Here is a 2,938-nt window from a genome sequence, read left to right as displayed (position 1 = left end):
GGCCAGTTTGCTGCGGGCCGTGGCAGAGGCCCGCGCCGCCCACGACGAGCTGGGCGCCGACGCGCTGGTCATCATCCGGGGCGGCGGCGCCAGCCTGGACCTGGCCTGGCTCAACTCCGAGGCGCTGGCCCGCGCCGTGGCCGCCTTCCCGGCGCCGGTCATCACCGGCATCGGCCACGCCCGCGACGACACCATCCTCGACGAGCTGGCCTGCCTGCGCACCGACACGCCCAGCAAGGCGGCGGCCTATATCGTCGGCAGCATTTTGGAGGCGGTGCAGGGCACGGTCCAGACGTACTCGGCGGTGCGAAGCTACGCGGCGGACGCCCTGCGGCAGGCCGAAAGCGGCAGCGAGCGCCTGAACGAACGCCTGCGCCGCGCCGCTCAGACCCGCCTGAGCAGCGAAACGGCCCGGCTGGACGCCACCATGCGCCAGGTTCTGGGCCTGACGCCAGAGCGGACCCTGGCACGCGGCTACGCGCTGGTGCGGCGTACCGGTTCAGACGGGCGCGGCGCGGTGATAACGAGAGCCGCCCAGCTCAGTCCCGGCGAGGCGCTGCGGCTGAGCTTTCAGGACGGCGAGGTGGACGTGAGCGTGATGAGCTGAGAGGCAGTCCTACTTGAAGCTCAGTTTCAGCACGGCCAAAGCTCGCGCTTGCAGTGCCTGCTGTTCGCTCTGGGCAGCGAGTGCCGCTGTGGTGATCTGGCCGAGCCGGGCCTGAGGAACTGTCGCTGGCCCCTGTAATTTGATCGGTGGAACAGTGCTGACCTGGGCCATGGCAAATCCCATGGTTGCTGTCGAGCCGTTGTAGAAGTACCACGCACCAGCGCCGCTGAGCGTCGGCTTACCCTCAAATTCCGTCCCCACAATTCCGTCAGCGTCGAGGGCGACGAATTTGAGCTGATTGAAGTCGCCGTCGTAGAAGCCCACACTCAGCTTTGCCACATTGCCGGAGCTGAACGACCCGATCAGACCTATATCTTTATTGTAGATGCAGGGTGTCGTGACGCACCATACTGCTGCTCCCGCGCCCGTGTTTTTAAATTCAGCATCGGCAGGCGCCCGTCTGGAGATGCTCATTTTACCGGTGTAGGTCGTGCCGCTACTCAAGGTAGCGGCCCAGACCCACTCTCCGTAGTACGGCACGCGAGTGTCACTGCTCTCTACAGCATTGAAATTCGGATTGTACGGATAATTCAGCACCGGAGGCTGGTTATTGCCAGAGCCCGTCGGGGGCGTCGAAGTGCTGCTGCACGCGGTCAGGAGCAGGAGAAATCCACCGATCACAAACTTTTTCATAAGCTCCTCCCAAGATGAGCAATCTGAGCTGAGCATGAGTCTAATGGGTTGTGAGTTTCTAGGATGCGAATTTGTCTGGTTTAGGGCTTCATCTGAACTTTATCTATTGACCAGGCGAATACGTCCACGGTGTTGCCGTCGGGATCCACCACGGTGGCGTAGCGCTGGCCCCAGAAGGCGTCGAAGGGCTCGGCCTTGACAATGTAGCCGTGGGCGCTCAGCCGTTCGCAGGCGGCGTCCACCTCGGCGGAGCTGCTGGCTTCAAAGGCGACGCCGAGGCGTGACTGACCGGCAGGCGGCGGCGTCCAGCCCGTGCCCAGGCCCTGAATCATGGTCTCGGTTTCCCAGGCGATCCGCAGACCGTTCTGGCTGATTTCCACGTGGTCTTCGGGCTCGCCTGCTGCGTTCAGGTGGGCGCCCTGGGCAATCGGCAGACCCAGTGTGCAGTAAAAGTCCAGACTGCGCTGCATATCGGCCACCACGAACGAGATGTAGTTCAGGGTCAGGGTCATGAGGTGATTCTACCGGAGGTGGGGAGTGGGGAGTGGGGAGTGGGGAGGACATGCGCTGCGCTTATTCCCTCACCCCCTTGCTACGCAAGGCCCCTCTGCAAGCACTCGTCGTGAACGGACGCGCCTGGGCATGCCACTCCTCAGGTCTGCGACTCTCCCGCAAGGGGCGACTGGTACAGCTCCGCAGGAGAGGGGTCAATAGCAGGCGCCTAGACGCTGTTTTCTACTGAAGTAGACCACTACCTTCCAGCGCAGTCAGTTATGGACGAATGCGGTGCACGGGCGCCCTACGGAACCGGCCATGATGTGGAGAACGCGGTGAAGAAGAGTGCGGCTGGGACGAATGGGATGTACCATCCTCAGCGGAGCGCCGACTCCCTCCAAGGTTCTATTGACACGTCAGCTAATCAAGAGAGGTGAGGGGCCGCCCCCGAACCTATGGCCAGTTGCGCCCCACCGTGGCGGGGGCTGGGGGGTGTCTTGTGCAGAACGGCACCTATCGGGCCTGCCCGCTGGGGGTGCATTCGCATTTGCAATGTGCTGAAGCCAAAAAAGCAGCGTAACCGCCTACTCCAACGCCCACCCAAAGCTGCCTTGCGCCCGCGCCTGCATGGCGGCGACCTCGTTCCAGTCCGGTTCCCGCCGCTCCAGCACCAGCTTACTCAGCGCCGATACGTCAAATTCCGTACTCACACTCGGCGCCCCGGCATCCGCACAAAAGCCGCTGACCTTGGGATCGTAACTGACCCCCACAAACGGCGTGCCCGCAGCGGCAGCCAGGATCAGCGCATGCAGCCTCACCCCCACGACCATGCCTGCCCCCGCGATGGCGTCGAGTGCGATTTGCGGCTGGTCCGTGCTGATGACCTCATCGGCGCCCAGACTGCGGGCGGCAACGTCGTCCTCATGCGGGTAGAAGCTCAGCGCCACCACCCGCCGCCCGCGCAGCCGCAGCTCGGCAGCCAGCATCCGCAGCCGCTCGCTGGCGCCCGTCACGTCGCCGCGTGGCGCCAGGATCACCGTGTCCGGATCGCGTTCCAGCCCGCCGGACGGCTCCAGCAGCAGCGCCGGGTCGCCGCCCAGCTCGGCTTTCACGCCCAACGCCGCCAGCGTCTCCAGACTGCGC

The 2,938-nt window shown here is 64.4% G+C and carries 4 protein-coding genes; 1 reads left to right on the top strand and 3 read right to left on the bottom strand.

The annotated features are described in order from the left end of the window. On the top strand, window positions 1-607 hold a 607-nt coding region (locus tag Q0R23_RS14255; RefSeq protein ID WP_293914033.1), incomplete at its 5' end, for an exodeoxyribonuclease VII large subunit. Window positions 608-616: 9 nt separating this feature from the next. Here the strand turns inward: Q0R23_RS14255 and Q0R23_RS14250 are convergent. The 3 genes from Q0R23_RS14250 to Q0R23_RS14240 all read right to left on the bottom strand — a co-directional run. Then, a complete protein-coding gene (locus Q0R23_RS14250) occupies window positions 617-1,300 on the bottom strand; it encodes a hypothetical protein (RefSeq protein WP_293914031.1) in 684 nt (227 codons plus the stop codon). Between the two features lie 80 nt (window positions 1,301-1,380). Beyond that, window positions 1,381-1,812: a VOC family protein gene (locus Q0R23_RS14245; protein WP_293914029.1), complete on the bottom strand. Its 432-nt coding sequence runs from the start codon at window positions 1,810-1,812 to the stop codon at window positions 1,381-1,383. A gap of 567 nt (window positions 1,813-2,379) precedes the next feature. Next, a partial coding sequence (locus Q0R23_RS14240; RefSeq protein WP_293914027.1) for a polysaccharide pyruvyl transferase family protein occupies window positions 2,380-2,938 on the bottom strand: 559 nt, incomplete at its 5' end.

This window comes from Deinococcus sp., assembly GCF_025362455.1.
Taxonomy (GTDB): domain Bacteria; phylum Deinococcota; class Deinococci; order Deinococcales; family Deinococcaceae; genus Deinococcus.
This window is presented reverse-complemented; position numbering and strand designations above follow the sequence as displayed.